This is a genomic window from Barnesiella sp. ET7 (assembly GCF_024733785.1).
Classification (GTDB): Bacteria; Bacteroidota; Bacteroidia; order Bacteroidales; family Barnesiellaceae; genus Barnesiella; species Barnesiella merdigallinarum.
Genome location: NZ_JANRHM010000045.1, coordinates 1 through 1,873, shown reverse-complemented (window position 1 = coordinate 1,873; position 1,873 = coordinate 1). Strand labels below are relative to the sequence as shown.

Annotated in this window: 1 protein-coding gene; it reads right to left on the bottom strand. The window is 52.5% G+C overall.

Translation table 11 applies throughout. The annotated features are described in order from the left end of the window. Nucleotides 1-110: 110 nt before the first annotated feature. Nucleotides 111-1,691: an IS1182 family transposase gene (locus NW211_RS13740; protein WP_258328255.1), complete on the bottom strand. Its 1,581-nt coding sequence runs from the start codon at nucleotides 1,689-1,691 to the stop codon at nucleotides 111-113. Nucleotides 1,692-1,873 lie beyond the last annotated feature (182 nt).

Here is a 1,873-nt window from a genome sequence, read left to right as displayed (position 1 = left end):
TAATCGGCTGCCACTTGAAAAAATTGCAGCCGATTTGTTTTTCTTTCGCTGAAGAGTCTTTTTGAGACTTATAACGATTACTGGCATCGGTATGAAGCGGTATTGACCACCTATATGGAAGCATAGAGAGGCTTCCAACCCGCCATTCTCCCTGAAAGGATTGCCGAGTACTTCCTGAGGTTATGCGCAAGCGCAACAAGCCCAAACTCAACTCTCACTTTCCTGTTTGATTTGAGCCGGAAGCGCCTGAAGCCGTGATTGAACTTGATGTCTCCGAAGACGGCCTCAGGTTCGATGGGCCGGTTCCTGCGGTGGTTCATCCCGCGTTCGCTGGTGAGCAGCTCCCTTGCCTGTCTCTTGAACCTGTTGGCCGTGTGGTTGACCTCGATGGCCCTCTTGTCTGACCTGCCTTTGTAGCACATTCCCCTGAGCGGGCATCCCTTGCAGTTGACGGCCCTGTACACGGCCACTTCCGACCTGTAGCCGAGATCCGTAACGGGGTGTCGCGTGCCGCTCCTCTCCAGATGCTGCCCCATCGGACATACATAGTAGTCCTCTCCGGCGTTGTAGTACATGTTCTGGACGAGGAAACTATTGTCGGCATACCCGCGTTTCGTCTCGGCGTGGAACATGTTGTACTTGACATAGGCATCTATCCCGCCGCTCTCCATATACGCATAGTTTGCTTCGTTGCCGTAGCCGGAGTCTGCCACGACCTCATCGCTCTGTGTCCCGTATCTCTCCCTGAAGGAGTCCAGAAACGGTATCAGCGTACCCCAGTCCGTGGGCCTCCAGTAGATGCCGTAGTTGGTTATGAACTGGTTCTCTGTCGCTATCTGCACGTTGTATCCCGGCTTGGTCTGGCCGTTGTTCATCGCGTCCTCCTTCATCCTCATGAAGGTGGCGTCAGGGTCCGTCTTGCTGTAGCTGTGCCTCTCGCCCATGGTCTCCAGTTGACTCTCGTACGACGCCAGCTTCGGAAGGGACTCCTCCTTCACCTTCTCCACGCTCCTGCGCAGCTTCCTGTCGCTGATACCCTGTTCGTCCATTTTCCGGAGTATCCTTTCGGTTCGCTCCGGCAGCTCCTCTATGCAAGGCTCTTCCGCAGAACATTCTCCGGCCTCCGCCGCCAGGACCGACTCCGCCGCCTTCAGCACCGCGTCAACCCGGGCCTCCAGCTTCGCCTTGTTCTTTTCGACGCTGCCCTTCCACACGAAGGTGTACTTGTTTGCCACGGACTCTATCTTCGTGCCGTCTATATACTGGACCTTCAGCGAAACCAGCCCCTCCTCGTTCATCATGACCACGGTCTGGCGGAACAGCTCCTCGAAGCGCCCGTCGCTCAGGCGCTCGCTGCGGAAGCGGTTTATCGTGCGGAAGTCCGGACGGGACATCCCCGAGAGCCACATGTAGTTCACGTTCTCGTGCAGCAGACGCTCCATCCTGCGCCCCGAATAGACGTTACACATGTATGAATACACGATTACCTTCAGGAGCATGCGGGGATGAAAGCTGCTGGTACCCCCTCCCTTGTAGGTGGACTCTATCCCCGAGATGTCAAGCCTGTCTATTATCGCGCTGACTGTCCTTACCGGATGATTTTCAGGAATCAGTTCGCTCAATGACGGAGGAAAAAGAAGACTGTCGTTTTGATTATAAGTTTTATATATTATCATTATCTTTGCACTCATGGTAAATGATTGATTATCTTTTTGTTCCGTACCTTAAATATAATAAATCTTTACCATAAAAACAATGGTTATCTTCTTTATTTTCAAGAGGATAACCGTTAATTTTTTTGCCTTATGGAAATGCCAAAAGATAATGAAAAAGGGTAACCCGTTCTGTCTTTATTGACTTTTGGGTCACCCCC